Genomic DNA, 17,769 nt, shown 5'->3' on the forward strand with positions numbered 1-17,769 from the left:
ACGGCCCCGCGCCCCTTTCGGAGCGCTGCTGCCCCCGGCCCCGCGAAGGCGGGGTGCAGGTTCTCGTTTCCAATGACCAATGCCAAGGACCTGACCTGCGGTTCCTTGGTTGTCTCCTTTGTGGTCGGCCTCGTTTCGTCTCAGGACCTTGACCAATCGCGCTACGGCTGCCCCGGCCCTCCATTACACAAGGACGATGGACGCCAAGAGTCGGGAGGAAGACAGGGTTGCGCGAATTCGATCCTGCTCGAGCGCCCCGCCGCCACGCTCAAGATGCTGTCGGACAACGATCGAGCGACGGGCCTCAGCGCCCTGTGCCTGCCGCACCAGACGGTACTCCAGCAGACTCTCTACCGGTGTACGTGAAGCGGGTGCTCGACCCGGCGACGACATAGCCGAAGTAAGGCAACGCAACCGCATGCGGATCCTGCTTGCAATCTCCTACGCCCGCGAGACGCGCTCGCTGTGGGAGGCCATGCGCAAGCTGCCAGCATCATGGCGCCCGTGGCGCCCCTGCCACGACCAGGGGGGAGGTCCCGGACCATCTCGCAGGGCAGGCCCGGGTCGGCGACCAGGACGAGCCGCAGGTTCCTGCCGTTCGTGTCCGCGTCGGGCTGCCTCATACACTCTCGTCCTGCCGCCGGGCAGGCCTCGTCGCGCCTCGCCGCTTCCCTCAGGCTGCCACCACAGGGAGGTATCCGCTCGTCCACCCGTTCGGCAGCACGCCGCGCCTGCGGGCCGGGGCGCCCCTAGCATGCTGAATGTGCGACCCATTCTCCCGAAGGTCGAGGGCGGCCGGGTACAGGGCCTCCTACAGCTCATCGAGGACGGCATCCACCTCGTCGTCGCGGCGCTCCTCGTACTGCTCGCGGGGCTCCTGACCGTCGGGGTCGCCCATGACGTCATCAGGTCGATCCAGGGGCCGTACCGCGAGGAGACGGTCGTTCTCTCCGCCCTGGACAGCAGCCTGGTGCTGTTCATCGTGGCCGAGCTGCTCCACACCGTCCGCCTCACCATCAGGAACCGGACCCTCGACGCGGAGCCGTTCCTCGTCGTCGGCCTGATTGCCGGCATCCGCAAGGTGCTCATCGTGACGGCTGAGGCGGAAAAGTCCTTCCGGTGGAACGTCGAAGGGATCGAACTGCTCGTCCTGGCGGGGCTGATCCTCGTGATGGCGACAGCGATGTACGTGTGGCGGCGCTCGACACGGCCGGGAGACTACTTCCCGCTCCAGGAGGCGCGGCGCTCCCCGTCGCCGGAGCCGTCACCCACCCCGGTGCGCGGTTCCTGATCCGTCACCTTCCGCAGCCACGGCCGCCCGCACCCGTTGCTCCTCGCGAGCGGAGCCGACGTCCCGTTCCAGGGGTGTGCGGCTTACTGCTGCCGCGAGGTCCTCCAGGGCCCGCTTCTGCAGTTCCGCCTCGCGCCGTAGCACCGGGCTCCGGTCCCCGGCGGCGCCCTCCCACGCGTGGAGCGCCTCCTCCACGCGTCCCCAGTCCGGATTCCTGTGCTCGCGCACGTCGACTGCCGCCCGCGCGGTGTCTGCCTCCAAGGCCTCGGCGAACCGCTCCGCCTCGGGGGGGCGAAACGGCTGTCGGCCCGCGGGACGTGGCTCTCCATGAGCATCGCCGCCCGGTCGAGTCCCTTGAGCGCCTCCTGCGCCTCCCGCGATGTCAGACCTCTGGGGCGGACCGGTTCCTGCCTTGCCTGGTCGTAGGCCTCCTGCCAGGCGGCACGTGCCTCCCTGCCCGCCAGCAGGGTCCTGCGCATGTCGGCGCGATGTTCCCGGGTCGGTTCGGCGTAGCTGCGGAGCACTGCGGCCGCGTAGCGGCCGTTGGCGGCGAGCCAGTCCGCAAGCCGGCCCGGCAGCCGGGGGGGTCTCCCATGCGGGGAACACCACGTACGCCAGCATTGCCAGGGCCCCGCCGAGCAGGGTGAGCACCACCCGCTCCGGGACCGTCTGCTCCCAGGCCTGGCCGCCCATGCCGAGCAGGAAGACGAGGTACGCGGCAGTGAAGCACTGGGAGTAGGCGTAGCCGGTACGGATCAGCGTGTACGACAGGGCCGCCGAGACCACCGCCAGCGCGCCGAACACATGGGCGTCCGGGCCCAGGGCCCGCACCATCCCGGTGGCGAGCGCGAGCCCAGCAGCCGTGCGCAGCGCGAGCAGAGGCTCCAGCCGCGCCTCCTCGATCGTGAGCCCGGATCGCACGACCTCCCCGAAGGTCCGCAGCCACCTCACGGATGTGAGCCTGGCCGGAACGCCCTGCCGGGGCGCGTCGGCCGCGCCGCCTCCTGACGGCATCGCGGTCGGCGGACGCGCGCCCCCGGGCCGACCTCCACCCGCACCGGCGGCACACCGTCGACCAGCGGCAGCGGCTGTATGACGTCGGTGCGGTGCCCGCCGGTCGACGTCACCCGCAGCGGAATGCCGTGCGCCTCGGTCAGCACATGATGCTTCGAGCCCGGTCGCGCACGGTCAACCCGGACTCGGACCGACTTTTGGGCTGCTGCGCCCCCGCTTGGCCTGCACGTACGAGGCATCAACAGTGACGCGGGAGAAGTCCAGGCGGTCCGCCGCCCGCAACCCGTCCAGCAACACCTGCTGAAGTTGTTCCCGCACTCCGGCCTGCTGCCATTCGGCCAGCCTCCGCCAGCAGGTAGGACCCGAACCGAACCCCAACGCCTGCGGCAGGTACTCCCATGGATGCCGGCGTACAGGACGAACAACACTCCCTGCAGTGTCTTGCGGTCATAGATCCGCTTGCGCCCCGGGTAGCGGAACCGCCGTTCATGCTTCGGCAGCAGGGGCTCGATCACCGCCCACAGTTCGTCGCTGACCTCCCACGGCTTCCGCCGCGTCATGGTCACCCCCACAAAGCACGGGATCACATACATCTCCACCGCGCCACAAAAGGATCATTCTGCAAGGACCCCTTGGCCTGGTGCGCGTCGCCCACCGGCTGAGGGGGAGCGGCCCTGGTTCAGCGGGCGTGCGCTGGCCCGAAGGACCGCCGCGTGTAGCGCGGACTCCCGGTACGCCGGCCAGCGGTGAGCGGCGATGCCGCACGCGCGTCCAGGAGCCATTTGTGCCGGTATCGGTTCACTTCGAGGGCTGGTCACCGTGGTCGTCTTGGAGCGTGTGACGACGTTCCTGTTCGCGCTTGGAGTAGGCGGCTGCCCGGATCGCCTCGTCGCTCTCCAAGCCTGATCCCAGCGCGCCGCCCACGGTGGCGACCGAAGCGACGAACCAGGACAACGTCAAGTACTCCGTGGCGTGCAGCGGGGTTCGTGTCATGGAAGCGAACACTCGGTCGTTGAGGATGAACAGCGCCCACACCAAGTTGATGACCATCAAACCCACATAGCAGACGAGCACCGATACCCACGGTCACGACCGTCGAGGCGTTGTAGAGCCGCGCCCTCTGCCTCGCCTCCGGCGAGCCCTCTGCTGATCGATGCCACAGCTGCGCGTCTACGATCAGCCAGCCGATCATGATCGCGACAGATCCGACCATGGCGATCACGAGGCGAGGCGCGCTCAGGGCCTCAGCGAGGCTCCAGACGGTGGAGTTCAGGGTGGCGACTGCTCCTGTGGCGAGTGCGGCCGCCAGGGCTTTCGACAAGCCCGGCACCAACCGCCACGGCCGGTTGGCACGGACCATACCGACGAGCACCCGCAGGTAACCGCCCGGCCCGCTGACGACGTACCGAAGACCGGCGGTCTCCTCCTCACCGGCCGGGCTCGGATGAATAGGCGTAAGACGACCGGCAAAGGGCCCCAGAAGCGGCTGACTTTGCGGACGTCCTTCAGCCCCAGTGGCCTGCGGACCCGCCAGGCTGAGCACGGCTTCTTCCACGGCCCGTCGGGCCCTCGTCTGCAGCCGCAAGCCCCCCAGTGAAGGAAGAGACAGCAGCGCCAAGCCGTGTTCGTGACTCAGATTCACAACGAGCTTGCACCCGTTTGAGTGCAGCGGAAGGTCGGTGAGGGCCACGACGATATCCCAATTCTCCGCACTTCCGCGATCCATGATCCGGCGCATCAAGGTGGGCGGGTCCTCGGTCCCTGAGGTGAAGGGCTCACTGACCACCTCGACGTCGAACCGTCGCCCCTGGCCCGACTTGTCGGCGAGCCGAGTAGGAAGTGTCTGGGCCATGCGCTGCGCGATCTCCGTCGGCGCGTCCGGATCCGCCAGGAGAGCCACGACCGTAACGCCCTGAGACGACACCCGCATGACTGGGCCCTCCTCCTCGGCGGCCCCCGCGATCGCAAGTGCCCACAGATGCCGCCCAGGTAACGTCGACGCAGCGTGACACGCTGGCCTCCGCCAGCAGGTGCGGACGGTACGGCAAGATCTCCTCGTCTTCCCAGCACAGGGCCTGCTCCCACCACCGGGCCACGATCGCGTGCGCCACCGCGAACACCCGCTCCGGCACGACCCCGGCACGCACCGCACGCCGCGCCACCGACCACCCAGCTTCGGTGTCCGGGCCCGGGAGCCGGAGTCCGGCAAAGCCCTGCCACCCGGGAGGATCCAGAACGCCTGCGAGGCACAGCACTACGTCCTGCCCGGCGTCGGGGCGGCTGGTTGGCGGGATGGTACGCGTCAACCGGCCCTGGCTGCTGTTCTCCGGCCTCTCCCGAGCGCTCCTTGGCGTGTTCGCCACCGCGGCGTTCGGCCTCATCAGCAGCGGCATCTGGGAGGCCACCCCTTACGTGGGGTCGCTCCGCGACGCGGTGTTCACCCTGCTCTCGATCCACACGCCCGTCCGACTACCCGGACACTCGGACGCCTGGGCCTGGCAGGGCAATACAGGGAGGCTAATTGGGCCCGACATGCGCATGCGTTCGCGCGCCCCCGTCGGCCAGGCTGGCTGGGAAGCCCAGGGGGCCGGGAGCCACCCCGGCGCCCACAGCCGGAGGTTGCCGTCATGACCGTGATGTCCATCGCCAGGTTCGAGGGGTTCTTCCGCGCGGTCGCCGGGCTGGACGTCGACAAGAACGATCTCAAGCGCTACAGCGACTTCGTCGACGCCAAGCTCTACGACCTGCTGACCGTCGCCCAGGCCACTGCCAAGGCCAACGGGCGCGACATCATCCGGACCTGTGACCTACCGATCACGAAAGGCCTGCAGGAGAGCATTCACCACTTCCGGAAGATCGACCAGGCACTAGAACTCAAGCCGATCCTTGAACAGCTCGCCACCCACCCCGCTCTGGACCGCCCGCCCGACGAGGAGACCGAGGCGGCCTATCCGGACATCATCGGCGGACTCAGCCTGGCCCTTGCCCAAAGCTTCAAGATCCTCCACCCCGACCTGAAGAACCCCCAGCCCCAGCACTGGGACGAGGCTCGAGCCGTCTTCGACCTCCTGTTGTGAGTGTCGACCGGACCAGGCGGTGCAGGCCACGGCCAAACAGCGTCAGCGCGCTCTGCTTCCTCGGCTGCCGCAATGACCTGCTGGCCCGCCGCAGGGCCTCATCCACGTCGGGGGTGCTGCCGAAAGCGGTCCTGGTCGGTGAGCTGGCCGAGACCGCGGCGGGCACCCGCCGGCTGCTGGAGCAGACCGCTGTGCGCCTTGCGGGGAACCTCACCATGTGACCTACACGGGGGCGAGATTCAGCCGGTCCTCCGGATCAGCGCCAGGTACATCGCGTCCGTCCCGTGCAGATGGGGCCACAGCTGCACGTCGGGGCCGTCGCCGAGGTTCGGTACGTCCGGCAGCAGTGGACGGGCGTCGACGAGTTCCGCCTCGGGGAACTGCTTGAGCACGTCGACGACCACGGCCCGGGTTTCTGCGAGGTGCGGCGAGCAGGTCGCGTAGCCGACGACGCCGCCGACGCGCAGGGACTCCAGGGCGGTGCGCAGCAGCCCGCGCTGGAGCGGCGCGAAACCGTCGAGGTCCTCGGGCCGGCGCCGCCAGCGCGCCTCGGGCCGCCGCCGCAGGGCGCCCAGGCCGGTGCACGGCACATCCATCAGCACGCGATCGAAGGTGCCCGGCAGCCACGGCGGCCGGGTCCCGTCGGCGGCGATCACCTGGTAGGGCCCGGGATTGCCGTGCAGGGCCTTGGCGACCAGCCCGGCCCGATGCGGCTGCTTCTCGGCGGCCAGCAGCGAGGCACCCCGCTCGGCGGCGAGGGCGGCGAGCAGCGCGGCCTTGCCACCGGGGCCGGCACACCCGTCCAGCCACCGCTCGTCGGGCCCGTCGACCGGCGCGTTGGCCAGGGCCAGCGCCACGAGCTGGCTGCCCTCGTCCTGCACGCCCGCACGCCCGTCCCGCACGGCGTCGACGGCACCGGGCTCGCCGCCCTCGGTGAGCCGCACGGCGTACGGCGACCAGCGCCCCGGCACGGCGGCGTCCTCACGCAGCAGCTCATCGGTCGTGGCCCGCCCCGGCCGGGCGACCAGCGTCACCTCCGGCCGCTCGTTGTCGGCCGCCAGCAGCTCCTCGATGCCGGCCCGCCCGCCGCCGAGCGCGTCCCACAGCGCGGAGACGATCCAGCGCGGGTGCGAGTGCACGACGGCGAGATGGTCCTCGGGATCCTCGTCGTAGGGCGGCGCAATCCGCTCCAGCCATCCGTCGAGGTCGTGCTGGGCGACCTTGCGCAGCACCGCGTTGACGAACTTGGCCCGCCCGTCGCCGAGCACGACCCGGGCGAGCTCGACGGTGGCGGAGACGGCCGCGTGGGACGGGATGCGCGTCCCCAGCAGCTGGTGCACACCGAGGCTCAGCACATCGAGCACGGGCGGATCGACGTCCCTCAACGGCCGGTCGACGCACTCCGCGATGACGGCGTCGTACGTCCCCTGCCGGCGCAGCGTCCCGTACACCAGCTCGGTGGCGAGGGCGGCGTCCCGCCCGTCGAAGTCCTCGCTCTCGCGCGCCTTGCGCAGCAGCGGCGGCAGCACCAGGTTGGCGTACGCGTCCCGCTCGTCGACCGCCCTGAGCGCCTCGAAGGCGAGGATGCGCACGGGGTCCTTCTTGGGCCGACGGTAGGGCTTGCCGGGTTTGCGGGGCCGACGGGAGGTGTCGCTCACGAAAAGGTGCTCCGGATTTCTGTGTACGGTGTGCACCCAGCGTACGTCGAAGGGCTCCCGCCGGGCCGTCAGGCCCCGAGCGTCTCCCCCTCCGCGATACGCACTCCGCGCGCCCAGTCCGCCGCCCGCATCGGCTTCTTGCCCTGAGCCTGCACCCACAGCAGCTCGACGGCGTACGAGCCGGTGCCGACGTGGACGCTGTGCTTGCCGACCGCCGGCTGACCGGGGGCGAGATCCGTCCGGTCGGGCACGAGCGCGACCTGGACGAGCTTGAGCCGCTCGCCCCGGAAGGTGGTCCAGGCGCCCGGCGCGGGGGTGCAGCCCCGCACCACCCGGTCGACCCGCAGCGCGGGCGCGGACCAGTCGACCCGGGCGTCCTCGACGGTGATCTTCGGTGCGACGGTGACGCCGTCGGCGGGCTGCGGTACGGCCTTCAGCGTGCCGTCCTCGATGCCGTCCATGGTTGCGGCGAGCAGCCCGGCGCCGGCGAAGGCGAGCCGTGTCAGCAGGTCGCCGCTGGTGTCGGTGGGCCGGACCGTTTCGGTCACGGTCCCGTAGACGGGGCCGGAGTCGAGCCCTTCCTCGATGAGGAACGTGGACGCCCCCGTGATCTCGTCGCCCGCCATGATGGCGTGCTGCACAGGCGCGGCCCCTCGCCAGGCGGGCAGCAGCGAGAAGTGCAGGTTGACCCAGCCGTGGGCGGGGATGTCGAGGGCGACGCGGGGCAGCAGCGCCCCGTAGGCGACGACGGGACAGCAGTCCGGCCCGATCTCCCGCAGGCGGTCCAGGAACTCCGGGTCCCGCGGCTTCACCGGCTTCAGCACCTCGATCCCGGCCTCCTCGGCCCGCTCGGCGACGGGGCTCGCGACCAGCCTGCGCCCCCGCCCGGCCGGCGCATCCGGCCGCGTGACAACGGCGGCCACCTCGTGCCGCCCGGAGGCAAGCAGGGCGTCCAGAGCGGGAACAGCGACCTCGGGGGTACCGGCGAAGACAAGCTTCATGGGCGGACACGGGCCTCTCGGCTGGGGGTTCGGCAACGGGCGACACACAAGTCTATGAGCCACTACGCCCCCGGAAAGCCCCCAACGAGCCGGGAAAGCCGCCACCGTCGATCAACCTCCACAGGCGAGGCCCACCTCTTGCCCGACTGGAAACGGGTGGGTGCGCGGGTGGGAGAAAAACGAATCCCGGCCGAAGGCCGAGCCGCCCGCGCACACCCGGCACGGACAGGCGCACGCATATGCCCATACGCCCCCTCTGCGTGACCCGTGGAGCGAATCCGCGTTGGTCAAGAAAGAGTTGACCACAACGGGCCGCGCGACCATCGCGGCCCGATCCTTTCTCCTCAACGCCGGTTCGAGAGGCTTGTTCATGGCCGACCACGCAACCCACGACGCCCAGGCTCGGGCCAGCCTGCACTTGCTGGTGCGGGACATCGAGCGGGTCCGCCGGCAGGTGGACGCGCTGCGCACGCTCACCGCCCAGCTGGGCAACGTCTACCGCCCGCGCCGCTCCGGCCCCTCCACGGGCTTCGTCGTCTACGGACGCGCCCCCGCCCCGACGGTCCGGCTCGCCCAGGAACTGCGGGACAGTGTCGAGACCCTGGTGACGGCCGCGGTCGACTTCGACCGCTCACTGGGCTTCTCGTGGGACGCGGTGGGTTCCGCACTCGGTGTCACCAAGCAGGCGGTCCACCGTCGTTACGGCTCTCGCCGCGCCACTGCACAGGCGGCAGCCGAGGCCGAGCGGAGCACGGAGCCGTCGGGCACCCGCACGGTCAATGTCAACACCGGAATCCCCACCGTGCCGACGGTCCCCGCGGCCCGCTCCATGCCGACCCAGCCGACGGCGGGCAGCAAGGCACTGTGCGACGAGGCCAGGCAGCCGACGGCCCTCCCGGGCCCGCGCAACGGCTGACGCCCACTGCCGCACCACGGCTGCCTCACCCGCCCTCCCGGCCGTGTCCGGGAGGGCAGCCGTATGCCCGACGCCACCGCAGCAGCCGTACCCGCCGCTCGCCGGGGCAGGCACGGACCGCCGCCCACACCACACGCGAACGCGCCTCACCCGATGTCGGGCGGATCGATCCGCACCCGCACCGCCTGCCCGGCTCCCCGCGCCATCCGCGCCGCCTGAGCCGCCTTCAGGGCGGCCGCCAGCGCGGCGCCCTTCCCCGGCGGCACCCGGATCAACGCCCGCTCCCACTGTTCTCCGGCAGGCGGCGTCCCCGGCCGCCGCGGCCGCCCCGCCGCTGCGGTGGGGGCCACCGGCAGCGGTACTGGCCCCAACACCTCTGCCTCCGGCGGCAGTTCGACGGCCCCCAGGAAATCCGCGACCGCCTCCGCCGGCCCGGACACCGCCGCCATCCGCGACACCGGCGGAAACCCCAGCTCGGCCCGCTCGGCGAGCTCCCGTACCGCATGCCCGACCGGGTCCCACCGCACCAGGGCCTGCACCGGCCGAAGCGTCGGCTCGGCGACGACGACCACGGTCCCCCCGTCACCATGCGGCCGTACGAGCGCGGCGGCTGCGATCCACCGCTGCAACGCGTCCTCACCGGCGCGCAGATCGGGCCGCCCGAGCATGGCCCAGCCGTCGAGCAGCAGCGCGGCGGCGTACCCGCCCTCGGCGACCGGCTCGGCGCCGGGCGTACTCACCACCAGTGCGGGCGCCCCCGGCACCGTGTCCAGCACCTGCTCGCGCCCGGAGGTCCGCACCGGCACGGCCGGAAACGCCCGCCCCAGTTCCTCGGCGGTACGTCGCGCCCCCACGACCTGGGCCCGCAACCGGAACGACCCGCATTCCGGGCAGTGCCAGGAGTCTTCCGCACGCCCGCACCACCCGCACCACAGCGCCCCGGCATCCCGCGCCTCCAACGGCCCGGCGCAGTGCCGGCACCGCGCGGGCGCCCGGCACTGCGCGCACGCCATCCGCGGCACATATCCCCGCCGGGGCACCTGCACGAGCACCGGCCCGGCCCGCAGCCCGTCCCGGACCACCTGCCAGGCGAGGGTCGGCAACCGGGCGGCCCGGGCGGCCTCGTCCCGGGCCAGGTCCTGGTCCCCCACGGTCCGTACGAGCGGAGCGGCCTTCCGCACCTGCTCCCGCAACGCGACGAGCGGCCGCGCCCACCCGCTCTCCACGAGCTGTGCGGCCTCCACCGTGCAGCTCCAACTCCCCAGCAGGAACGCGCACTTGTCCTGTGCAGCGCGGAGCAGCAGCACTTCCCTGGCATGCGGCTGCGGTGCGTGCTGTTCGCTGTGGCTGTCGTCGCCGTCGTCCCAGATGGCGACCAGCCCGAGATCCCGGACCGGCGCGAACATCGCGGCCCGCGTCCCGACCACGGCCCGTACGGATCCCCGCCGCACGGCGAGCCACTCCCGGTACCGCTTCTCCGGCCCGGCGTCGGCGGTCAGCAGCGCATGCCGCCCCTCTCCCAGCAGGGCGGTCAGCGCGGCGTCGACCCGCGCGGCGGAGCGCCCGTCCGGTACGACGACCAGCGCACCGCGCCCCGAGGCCAGCGTTGCGGCGACCGCGCGGGCCAGTTCCTCGCTCCACTGGGGGCCAGGCAGGGCGTTCCACACGGCACGCGGTGCGCCCCCGGAAGCCAGCGCCTCCAGGAAGGCCGCACCGCGCTCATAGCGCGCCCAGGACCCCGCGTCGGGCACCCCGGGCGGCGGCAGCGGCTCCGGCGACGACCGCTGCTCGGCCCGCGCGCTGCGCGGCGGCACAGCGAGCTGCAGGACGTCGGCAAGGCTCCCCGCATAGCGGTCGGCCACGGCCCGGGCCAGGCCCAGCAGCTCCTCGCTCAGCACCGGCTCCGGCGAGACGACCTGGGCGAGCGCGGCGAGCGGCCCGGTGTAGTCGGACTCGGCCCTCCGCTCGACGAGGAACCCGTCGATGAGCCCGCCGCCCTCACGACGCCCTTCCCGCACCCGATGCCGCCCGGCCCCGAACCGCACCCGCACCCGCACCCCGGGCTGCGCCTCGGCATCCAACTCCTCGGGCACGGCGTAGTCGAAGTACCGGTCGAGGTGGAGCACGCCCTTGTCCACGAGCACGCGTGCGACGGGCAACTCCTTGGCCAGCGCGGCCCCCCGCCACGTCCGCGGCTTGGCCCGGGGCGCCTTGGCCTTCCGCACGCTGTCCCGGATGAACGCGAGCTGTTCCGCCGGCGCGCCTTCGGCCCCGCCGCCGTCCCCCTGCCCGTTCTCGCTGTTCACGCTTGCATTCTTACCAAACGCCACTGACACCGGCGCCCGCCCGAGGTCGCCTCGGCCACGGACTCACGCCCGGCAGCGCTTCCACCTTCCTGTCAGCCGTTTTCGCGCATGCCGCACACGCCGAGGCCCGGCTCCCAGGGGGAACCGGGCCTCGTAAAGCCGACGCGGGGCTCGCAGAGCGAAGCGGGACCTACAGTCCCGCAGCCGCCCGCAGCGCCTCCACGCGGTCCGTGCGCTCCCATGTGAAGTCGGGGAGCTCACGACCGAAGTGGCCGTACGCCGCGGTCTGGGCGTAGATCGGGCGGAGCAGGTCGAGATCGCGGATGATCGCGGCCGGGCGGAGGTCGAAGACCTCGTCGATCGCCTTCTCGATCTTCTCGTGGTCGATCTTGGCGGTGCCGAAGGTCTCGACGAACAGACCGACCGGCTCGGCCTTGCCGATCGCGTAGGCCACCTGGACCTCGCAACGGGAGGCCAGGCCCGCGGCGACCACGTTCTTGGCGACCCAGCGCATCGCGTACGCCGCCGAGCGGTCCACCTTGGACGGGTCCTTGCCGGAGAAAGCACCGCCGCCGTGGCGGGCCATGCCGCCGTAGGTGTCAATGATGATCTTGCGGCCGGTCAGGCCGGCGTCGCCCATCGGGCCGCCGATCTCGAAACGGCCGGTCGGGTTCACCAGCAGGCGGTAGCCCTCGGTGTCGAGCTTGATGCCGTCGTCCAGGAGCGCCTTCAGCTCCGGCTCGACGACGAACTCGCGGATGTCGGGCGCCAGGAGGGACTCCAGGTCGATGTCGCTGGCGTGCTGCGAGGAGACGACCACCGTGTCCAGGCGGACGGCCTTGTCGCCGTCGTATTCGATGGTGACCTGCGTCTTGCCGTCCGGGCGCAGGTAGGGGATCGTGCCGTTCTTGCGCACGTCGGACAGGCGCTTCGACAGACGGTGCGCCAGGAAGATCGGCAGCGGCATCAGCGTCGGCGTCTCGTCGGAGGCGTAACCGAACATCAGGCCCTGGTCACCGGCGCCCTGCTTGTCGAGCTCGTCGTCGTCGCCCTCGACCCGGGACTCGTACGCCGTGTCCACACCCTGCGCGATGTCCGGGGACTGCGCGCCGATCGACACCGAGACACCACAGGAAGCGCCGTCGAAGCCCTTCTTCGAAGAGTCGTAGCCGATCTCGAGGATCTTGTCCCGGACCAGCTGCGGGATCGGCGCGTAGGCCTTGGTGGTGACCTCGCCGGCCACGTGCACCAGACCGGTCGTGATCAGGGTCTCGACCGCGACCCGGGATGACGGGTCCTCGCGCAGAAGCGCGTCGAGAATGGTGTCGCTGATCTGGTCAGCGATCTTGTCGGGGTGACCCTCGGTCACGGACTCCGAGGTGAACAGGCGACGGGACACAACGCTCCCTGGGGTTGCAGCGGCTGCTGGCTGATCATTGGCGGACGGGACGGAGGCTGCGCCCGGCGTCGTCCGAGAACAGTTTATCGGTCGCGCTCCGCCGCATGGCCACCGTCTCGCCTCTCGGGAGCGCTGTGACCTGCGGCACGGGCATTCTGCCCAAAGTCCGGCTGCGTTGGCCAGGGTCGCCACGCCTCAAATGTGCACGGGTGCGGAGCGCGGTGGAGCGCATGAAGCATTCAGCGCAGTCGTTCGGACACCAGGTCCCACACCGTTTCGGCCAGCGCCTCCTTCGGGCCGTACGGTACGGGGATCTCGGTGCCGTCGGCGCCCAGCACCACGGCCTCGTTCTCCTCGGAGCCGAAGGTCTTGCGCTCCCCCACCTCGTTCACCACGAGGAGATCGCAGCCCTTGCGCTCCAGCTTTCTGCGACCGTTGGCGAGGACGTCGTCGGTCTCGGCGGCGAACCCGACGATCACCTGTCCCGGTCGGGCGCGGTCGGCCGAGATCTCGGCCAGGATGTCCGGATTCCGCGCCAGCACGATGGGGTCCGGGTCCTGCCCGTCCTTCTTCTTGATCTTCCCGGCGGCGTACGTCGCCGGGCGGAAGTCGGCGACCGCCGCGGCCATCACGACCGCGTCGGCGTCCGCGGCCGCCTTCAGCACCGCCTCACGCAGTTGTACGGCCGTTCCGACCGGGACGACGTCCACGCCGGCCGGGTCGGGCAGGCCGGTGGTGTTCGCCGCGACCAGGGTGACCCGGGCTCCGCGGGCAGCGGCCGTACGGGCGAGGGCGTAGCCCTGCTTGCCGGAGGAGCGGTTGCCGAGGAAGCGGACCGGGTCGAGGGGCTCGCGGGTGCCGCCGGCACTGACGACGACATGGCGGCCCTTCAGGTCCGGCTCGGTGACACCCCGGGCCAGGACGCGGCGGCAGACCTCGAAGATCTCGCCCGGGTCGGGCAGCCGGCCCTTGCCGGTGTCGACGCCGGTGAGCCGCCCGACGGCGGGCTCGATGACGACCGCGCCGCGGCGGCGCAGCGTCGCCACGTTCTCCTGGGTGGCCGGGTGCTCCCACATCTCCGTGTGCATGGCGGGGGCGAAGACGACCGGGCAGCGGGCGGTGAGCAGGGTGTTCGTCAGGAGGTCGTCGGCGAGGCCGTGGGCGGCCCTGGCGAGCGTGTCGGCCGTGGCCGGGGCGACGACCACCAGGTCGGCCTGCTGGCCGATGCGCACATGCGGCACCTCGTGGACGTCGTCCCAGACTTCCGTCGAGACGGGGTTGCCGGACAGGGCGGACCAGGTCGCGGCGCCGACGAAGTGCAGGGCGGAGGCGGTGGGAACGACACGGACGTCATGACCGGACTCCGTGAGTCTGCGCAGCAGCTCACAGGCCTTGTACGCGGCGATGCCGCCGCTGACCCCCAGAACGACCTTCGGCTTGTCCACCGTCTCTCTCCCCGGACTCGGCAACGTACGACTCCCGTACGACTCCACCCTGCATCATCACGGGGGACGACCCCGCACCCCCGAGCAGACCACAGGCCCGGCAGTCGCGCTGCCGGGCCTGTGGATAAGACTGCTGCGAGCAGAAAATACTACTGCGCCGGGCCCTCGACGGCCTCGGAGGTCAGCAGCCCCGCGTTGATCTCGCGCAGGGCGATCGAGAGCGGCTTCTCGTGGACGTGGGTGTCGACGAGCGGACCGACGTACTCGAGGAGGCCCTCGCCGAGCTGCGAGTAGTACGCGTTGATCTGGCGGGCCCGCTTGGCCGCGTAGATCACGAGGCTGTACTTCGAGTCGGTGGCCTCGAGGAGCTCGTCGATCGGCGGGTTGATGATGCCCTCGGGCGCGGAGATGGAAGAGGACACGCTCTACCTTCCGATGGATGGGAAAGAATCAGTCAGGGTGATCAGTCAGTCACGATCACACGACGTCCATCAAGGCTAGCAGCTCGCGCGCCACGTCCTCGACGGAGGTGTTGACCAGGGTCACGTCGAACTCCGGCTCGGCCGCCAGCTCGACCTTCGCGGCCCGAAGCCGGCGCTCGATCACCTCGGGCGGCTCGGTGCCCCGGCCGGTCAGTCTGCGCACCAGCTCCTCCCAGGAGGGCGGGGCCAGGAACACCAGCTGGGCCTCGGGCATGGACTCACGAACCTGACGGGCGCCCTGGAGGTCGATCTCCAGCAGGACGGGCTCGCCCGCCTCCAGCCGCTCCAGTACGGCCGCACGCGGCGTGCCGTAGCGGTTGCCGGCGAACTCGGCCCACTCCAGCAGCTCGCCGTTGGCGATCAGCTTGTCCATCTCCTCGTCGGTGACGAAGAAGTAGTGGACTCCATGCCGTTCGCCGGGGCGGGGCTTGCGGGTCGTCGCCGAGACCGAGAGCCAGACCTCGGGGTGTTCCTTGCGCAGATGGGCGACGACCGTGCTCTTGCCGACCCCGGAGGGTCCGGAGAGCACGGTCAGCCGCGGACGTTCGCTCATGCAGCGATTATTCCAGCAATCCGGGAGTGCCCGGGACCAGTCCCGGTGTCCCGGAGGAAGTCAGGAACCGGTGCTGCCGAACTCACGCTCGAGGGAGGCGATCTGGTTGGAACCGAGACCGCGCACGCGGCGGCTCTCGGAGATACCGAGTCGCTCCATGATCTGCTTGGCGCGGACCTTGCCCACGCCCGGCAGGGACTCGAGCAGGGCGGAGACCTTCATCTTGCCGATGACGTCGTTCTCCTGGCCCTGCTTGATGACCTCGTGAAGGGAGGCGCCGGAGTGCTTGAGTCGATTCTTGACCTCGGCCCGCTCCCGGCGAGCCGCGGCGGCCTTTTCGAGCGCGGCTGCGCGCTGTTCGGGGGTAAGGGGCGGAAGAGCCACGCCTACGTCACCTCGGATGTCGAACTGTCGGATACGGACCGGTGAGGAACCTAGTCGCCCCACACCTGGGGAGCCACGAGCAACACGCTTGCCCGTTCACTCTCGTCGGAGACTAGCGGTCAAGTCCGCCAGAGTCAGCGAGAACAGCGGAAAAGTCCTGGTCAGCCTCTGTCAGGACAGGATATTTCAGACATACTGCCCTGGATTTGAGGATGTATCCAGCCTCAGACCGGCTCGGAGACGCCGGTCGGAGGGCTCAGGCCGCCGTCACCGCGGCCCGGATCTCCTCCGCGAAGCGGTCCGCGGCTGCACGCAACGCCCCGACGTCGGGTCCGTGCCGCAGCACACCCCGGCTGACGTTGGGCACGACGTTGCGCACCGCGGCCCCGAAGACCCGGGGAAGATCGGCCGGAGTGGCGCCCTGAGCCCCGATGCCCGGGGCGAGCAGCGGACCGTTGATGTCGAGGTCGTACGACGAGAGGTCGCCCAGGGTGGCGCCGACGACCGCGCCGAAGGAGCCCAGGGGCTCCTCCCCTGCGTTCTCGGCAGCCAGGTGGGCCAGCATCGTCGCGCCGACCGTGCGGCCGTCGGCGCGGACGGCGTGCTGGACCTCGCCGCCCTCGGGGTTGGAGGTCAGCGCCAGCACGAACAGCCCGGTACCGCTCTCGCGTGCCAGCTCGACGGCCGGCTCGAGCGACCCGTAGCCGAGGTACGGAGAGACGGTCAGCGCGTCCGAGAACAGCGGGGCGTCCTTGTGCAGGAAGGACTCGGCGTACGCGGCCATGGTGGAGCCGATGTCGCCGCGCTTGGCGTCCATGACGACCAGCGCACCGGCCGCCCGCGCCTCCTCGACCGCCTTCTCCAGGACGGCCACGCCGCGCGATCCGAAGCGCTCGAAGAACGCGCTCTGCGGCTTGAGGACGGCGACCCGGTCGGCCATGGCCTCGACGACCGTGCGGCTGAACCGCTCCAGGCCGGCGATGTCGTCATTGAGGCCCCACTCGGCGAGCAGGGACGCGTGCGGGTCGATGCCGACGCACAGCGGACCCCGCTCGTCCATGGCGCGGCGCAGCCGGGCTCCGAAGGGTTCGAGAGGAGTCATCCCGTCTTCCTTACGTCGGCGCCGACCGCGTCGGCGAGGGTGGCGTACGGGCTCGTACGGAGGCGGGCGGCGAGGCCCTTGTGGATCGCGCGGGCCCAGAACGGGCCCACGTAGATGAAGGCGCTGTATCCCTGCACCAGCGTCGCGCCGGCCAGAATGCGCTGCCAGGCGTCCTCGGCGCTCTCGATGCCGCCCACGCCGACGAGCGTGATGCGGTCGCCCACGCGTGCGTACAGACGGCGCAGCACTTGAAGGGAGCGGGCCTTCAGGGGGGCGCCGGAGAGGCCGCCGACCTCCTTGACCAGGGATGGTTCGGATTTCAAACCGAGTTCGTCGCGCGCGATGGTGGTGTTCGTGGCGATGATCCCGTCGAGGCCGAGCTCGACGGCGAGGTCGGCGACGGCGTCGATGTCCTCATCCGCCAGGTCGGGCGCGATCTTCACCAGCAACGGAACGCGGCGGTCGGTCACGCGGCGGTCGGCGGCCTCGCGGACCGCGCTGAGCAGCGGGCGCAAGTGGTCCACTGCCTGGAGGTTGCGCAGCCCCGGCGTGTTCGGCGAGGAGACGTTCACGACCAGATAGTCGGCGTAGGGCGCGAGTCGCTCGGCGGACTTCACGTAGTCTCCGACGGCCTCGGCCTCCGGAACGACCTTGGTCTTGCCGATGTTGACGCCCACGACCGTCTTGAAAACGGGCGTACGCGAGGCGAGGCGGGCGGCGACGGTCAGGGAGCCGTCGTTGTTGAAGCCCATGCGGTTGATCAGGGCGCGGTCCGGCACCAGCCGGAACAGCCGCTTCCTGGGGTTGCCGGGCTGCGACTCCCCTGTCACCGTGCCGATCTCGACATGGTCGAAGCCGAGCATCGCCATGCCGTCGATCGCGACGGCGTTCTTGTCGAACCCGGCCGCGAGCCCGAAGGGGCCGTGCATGCGCAGGCCGAGGGCTTCCGTGCGCAGCTCCTTGTAGCGGGGCGCCAGCACGGCCGCGGCGAAGGTCCGCAGCACGGGGATGCGGACGGCGAGGCGGATCCACCGGAAGGCAAGGTGGTGAGCCTGCTCGGGATCCATCCGTCGGAAGACCAGACGGAAGAACAACTTGTACATCACTCAGTGTCCTCACGAAGAGGGGGACACCGTTTCCG

The 17,769-nt window shown here is 71.0% G+C and carries 14 protein-coding genes and 3 pseudogenes; 4 read left to right on the plus strand and 13 right to left on the minus strand.

The features are described 5' to 3' along the window. The first annotated feature begins 72 nt into the window (after nucleotides 1-72). Together StrepF001_RS03590 and StrepF001_RS03595 are read left to right on the plus strand one after the other, a co-directional pair. Entirely contained in the window at nucleotides 73-366 is a 294-nt protein-coding gene (locus StrepF001_RS03590) for a hypothetical protein (protein WP_129796800.1), read from the plus strand. Between the two features lie 388 nt (nucleotides 367-754). Next, a complete protein-coding gene (locus tag StrepF001_RS03595) occupies nucleotides 755-1,291 on the plus strand; it encodes a phosphate-starvation-inducible PsiE family protein (RefSeq protein ID WP_129796801.1) in 537 nt (178 codons plus the stop codon). Here the strand turns inward: StrepF001_RS03595 and StrepF001_RS03600 are convergent. The 3 pseudogenes from StrepF001_RS03600 to StrepF001_RS49990 form a co-directional block, all read right to left on the minus strand. Continuing rightward, nucleotides 1,265-2,149, minus strand: a pseudogene (locus StrepF001_RS03600) (FUSC family protein); the annotation flags it as partial. The gene StrepF001_RS03595 and the pseudogene StrepF001_RS03600 sit on opposite strands and share 27 nt — an antisense overlap. Nucleotides 2,150-2,331: 182 nt before the next feature. Next, nucleotides 2,332-2,865 (minus strand): annotated as a pseudogene (locus StrepF001_RS03605) (IS5 family transposase); the annotation flags it as partial. A 238-nt stretch (nucleotides 2,866-3,103) separates the two neighbouring features. Then, nucleotides 3,104-4,235, minus strand: a pseudogene (locus StrepF001_RS49990) (hypothetical protein). A gap of 697 nt (nucleotides 4,236-4,932) precedes the next feature. Here StrepF001_RS49990 and StrepF001_RS03620 point away from each other — a divergent pair. Beyond that, the gene (locus StrepF001_RS03620; RefSeq protein ID WP_129796802.1) at nucleotides 4,933-5,382 is read left to right on the plus strand and encodes a DUF1931 family protein; all 450 of its coding nucleotides are present in this window, start codon (nucleotides 4,933-4,935) and stop codon (nucleotides 5,380-5,382) included. 239 nt (nucleotides 5,383-5,621) lie between these two features. Here StrepF001_RS03620 and StrepF001_RS03625 read toward each other — a convergent pair whose 3' ends face one another. Further along, nucleotides 5,622-7,040, minus strand: coding sequence for a transcription antitermination factor NusB (locus StrepF001_RS03625; RefSeq protein WP_129796803.1), 1,419 nt, complete (start codon nucleotides 7,038-7,040; stop codon nucleotides 5,622-5,624). Between the two features lie 68 nt (nucleotides 7,041-7,108). Beyond that, nucleotides 7,109-8,041: a methionyl-tRNA formyltransferase gene (gene fmt / locus StrepF001_RS03630; protein ID WP_129796804.1), complete on the minus strand. Its 933-nt coding sequence runs from the start codon at nucleotides 8,039-8,041 to the stop codon at nucleotides 7,109-7,111. 370 nt (nucleotides 8,042-8,411) lie between these two features. On the opposite strand from fmt, the gene StrepF001_RS03635 reads away from it, so the two are divergent. Beyond that, complete coding sequence (locus StrepF001_RS03635; protein ID WP_129796805.1) at nucleotides 8,412-8,957, plus strand: hypothetical protein; 546 nt, start codon at nucleotides 8,412-8,414, stop codon at nucleotides 8,955-8,957. Nucleotides 8,958-9,103: 146 nt separating this feature from the next. On the opposite strand, the gene StrepF001_RS03640 is transcribed toward StrepF001_RS03635, so the two are convergent. From StrepF001_RS03640 to StrepF001_RS03675, 8 genes are all read right to left on the minus strand, one after another. Beyond that, the gene (locus tag StrepF001_RS03640) at nucleotides 9,104-11,263 is read right to left on the minus strand and encodes a primosomal protein N' (RefSeq protein WP_129796806.1); all 2,160 of its coding nucleotides are present in this window, start codon (nucleotides 11,261-11,263) and stop codon (nucleotides 9,104-9,106) included. Nucleotides 11,264-11,453: 190 nt separating this feature from the next. Then, nucleotides 11,454-12,662: a methionine adenosyltransferase gene (gene metK / locus StrepF001_RS03645; RefSeq protein WP_129796807.1), complete on the minus strand. Its 1,209-nt coding sequence runs from the start codon at nucleotides 12,660-12,662 to the stop codon at nucleotides 11,454-11,456. Between the two features lie 239 nt (nucleotides 12,663-12,901). Continuing rightward, nucleotides 12,902-14,107 carry a bifunctional phosphopantothenoylcysteine decarboxylase/phosphopantothenate--cysteine ligase CoaBC gene (coaBC, locus tag StrepF001_RS03650; RefSeq protein WP_129796808.1) on the minus strand — a complete coding sequence of 402 codons (1,206 nt, stop codon included), beginning with the start codon at nucleotides 14,105-14,107 and terminating at the stop codon, nucleotides 12,902-12,904. A 149-nt stretch (nucleotides 14,108-14,256) separates the two neighbouring features. Continuing rightward, entirely contained in the window at nucleotides 14,257-14,529 is a 273-nt protein-coding gene (gene rpoZ, locus StrepF001_RS03655) for a DNA-directed RNA polymerase subunit omega (protein WP_003988945.1), read from the minus strand. Between the two features lie 55 nt (nucleotides 14,530-14,584). Next, nucleotides 14,585-15,142: a guanylate kinase gene (gene gmk, locus StrepF001_RS03660; RefSeq protein ID WP_129796809.1), complete on the minus strand. Its 558-nt coding sequence runs from the start codon at nucleotides 15,140-15,142 to the stop codon at nucleotides 14,585-14,587. Nucleotides 15,143-15,202: 60 nt separating this feature from the next. Continuing rightward, nucleotides 15,203-15,526: an integration host factor gene (locus tag StrepF001_RS03665; protein WP_003977346.1), complete on the minus strand. Its 324-nt coding sequence runs from the start codon at nucleotides 15,524-15,526 to the stop codon at nucleotides 15,203-15,205. Between the two features lie 256 nt (nucleotides 15,527-15,782). Next, entirely contained in the window at nucleotides 15,783-16,628 is an 846-nt protein-coding gene (gene pyrF, locus StrepF001_RS03670) for an orotidine-5'-phosphate decarboxylase (RefSeq protein WP_129796810.1), read from the minus strand. Then, nucleotides 16,625-17,731: a quinone-dependent dihydroorotate dehydrogenase gene (locus tag StrepF001_RS03675; RefSeq protein ID WP_129796811.1), complete on the minus strand. Its 1,107-nt coding sequence runs from the start codon at nucleotides 17,729-17,731 to the stop codon at nucleotides 16,625-16,627. Before StrepF001_RS03675 ends, pyrF begins: the two co-directional genes overlap by 4 nt. Between the last annotated feature and the right edge of the window lie 38 nt (nucleotides 17,732-17,769).

Origin of the sequence: Streptomyces sp. F001, from assembly GCF_004187715.1 — a bacterium.
Taxonomy (GTDB): Bacteria; Actinomycetota; Actinomycetes; order Streptomycetales; family Streptomycetaceae; genus Streptomyces; species Streptomyces flavusporus.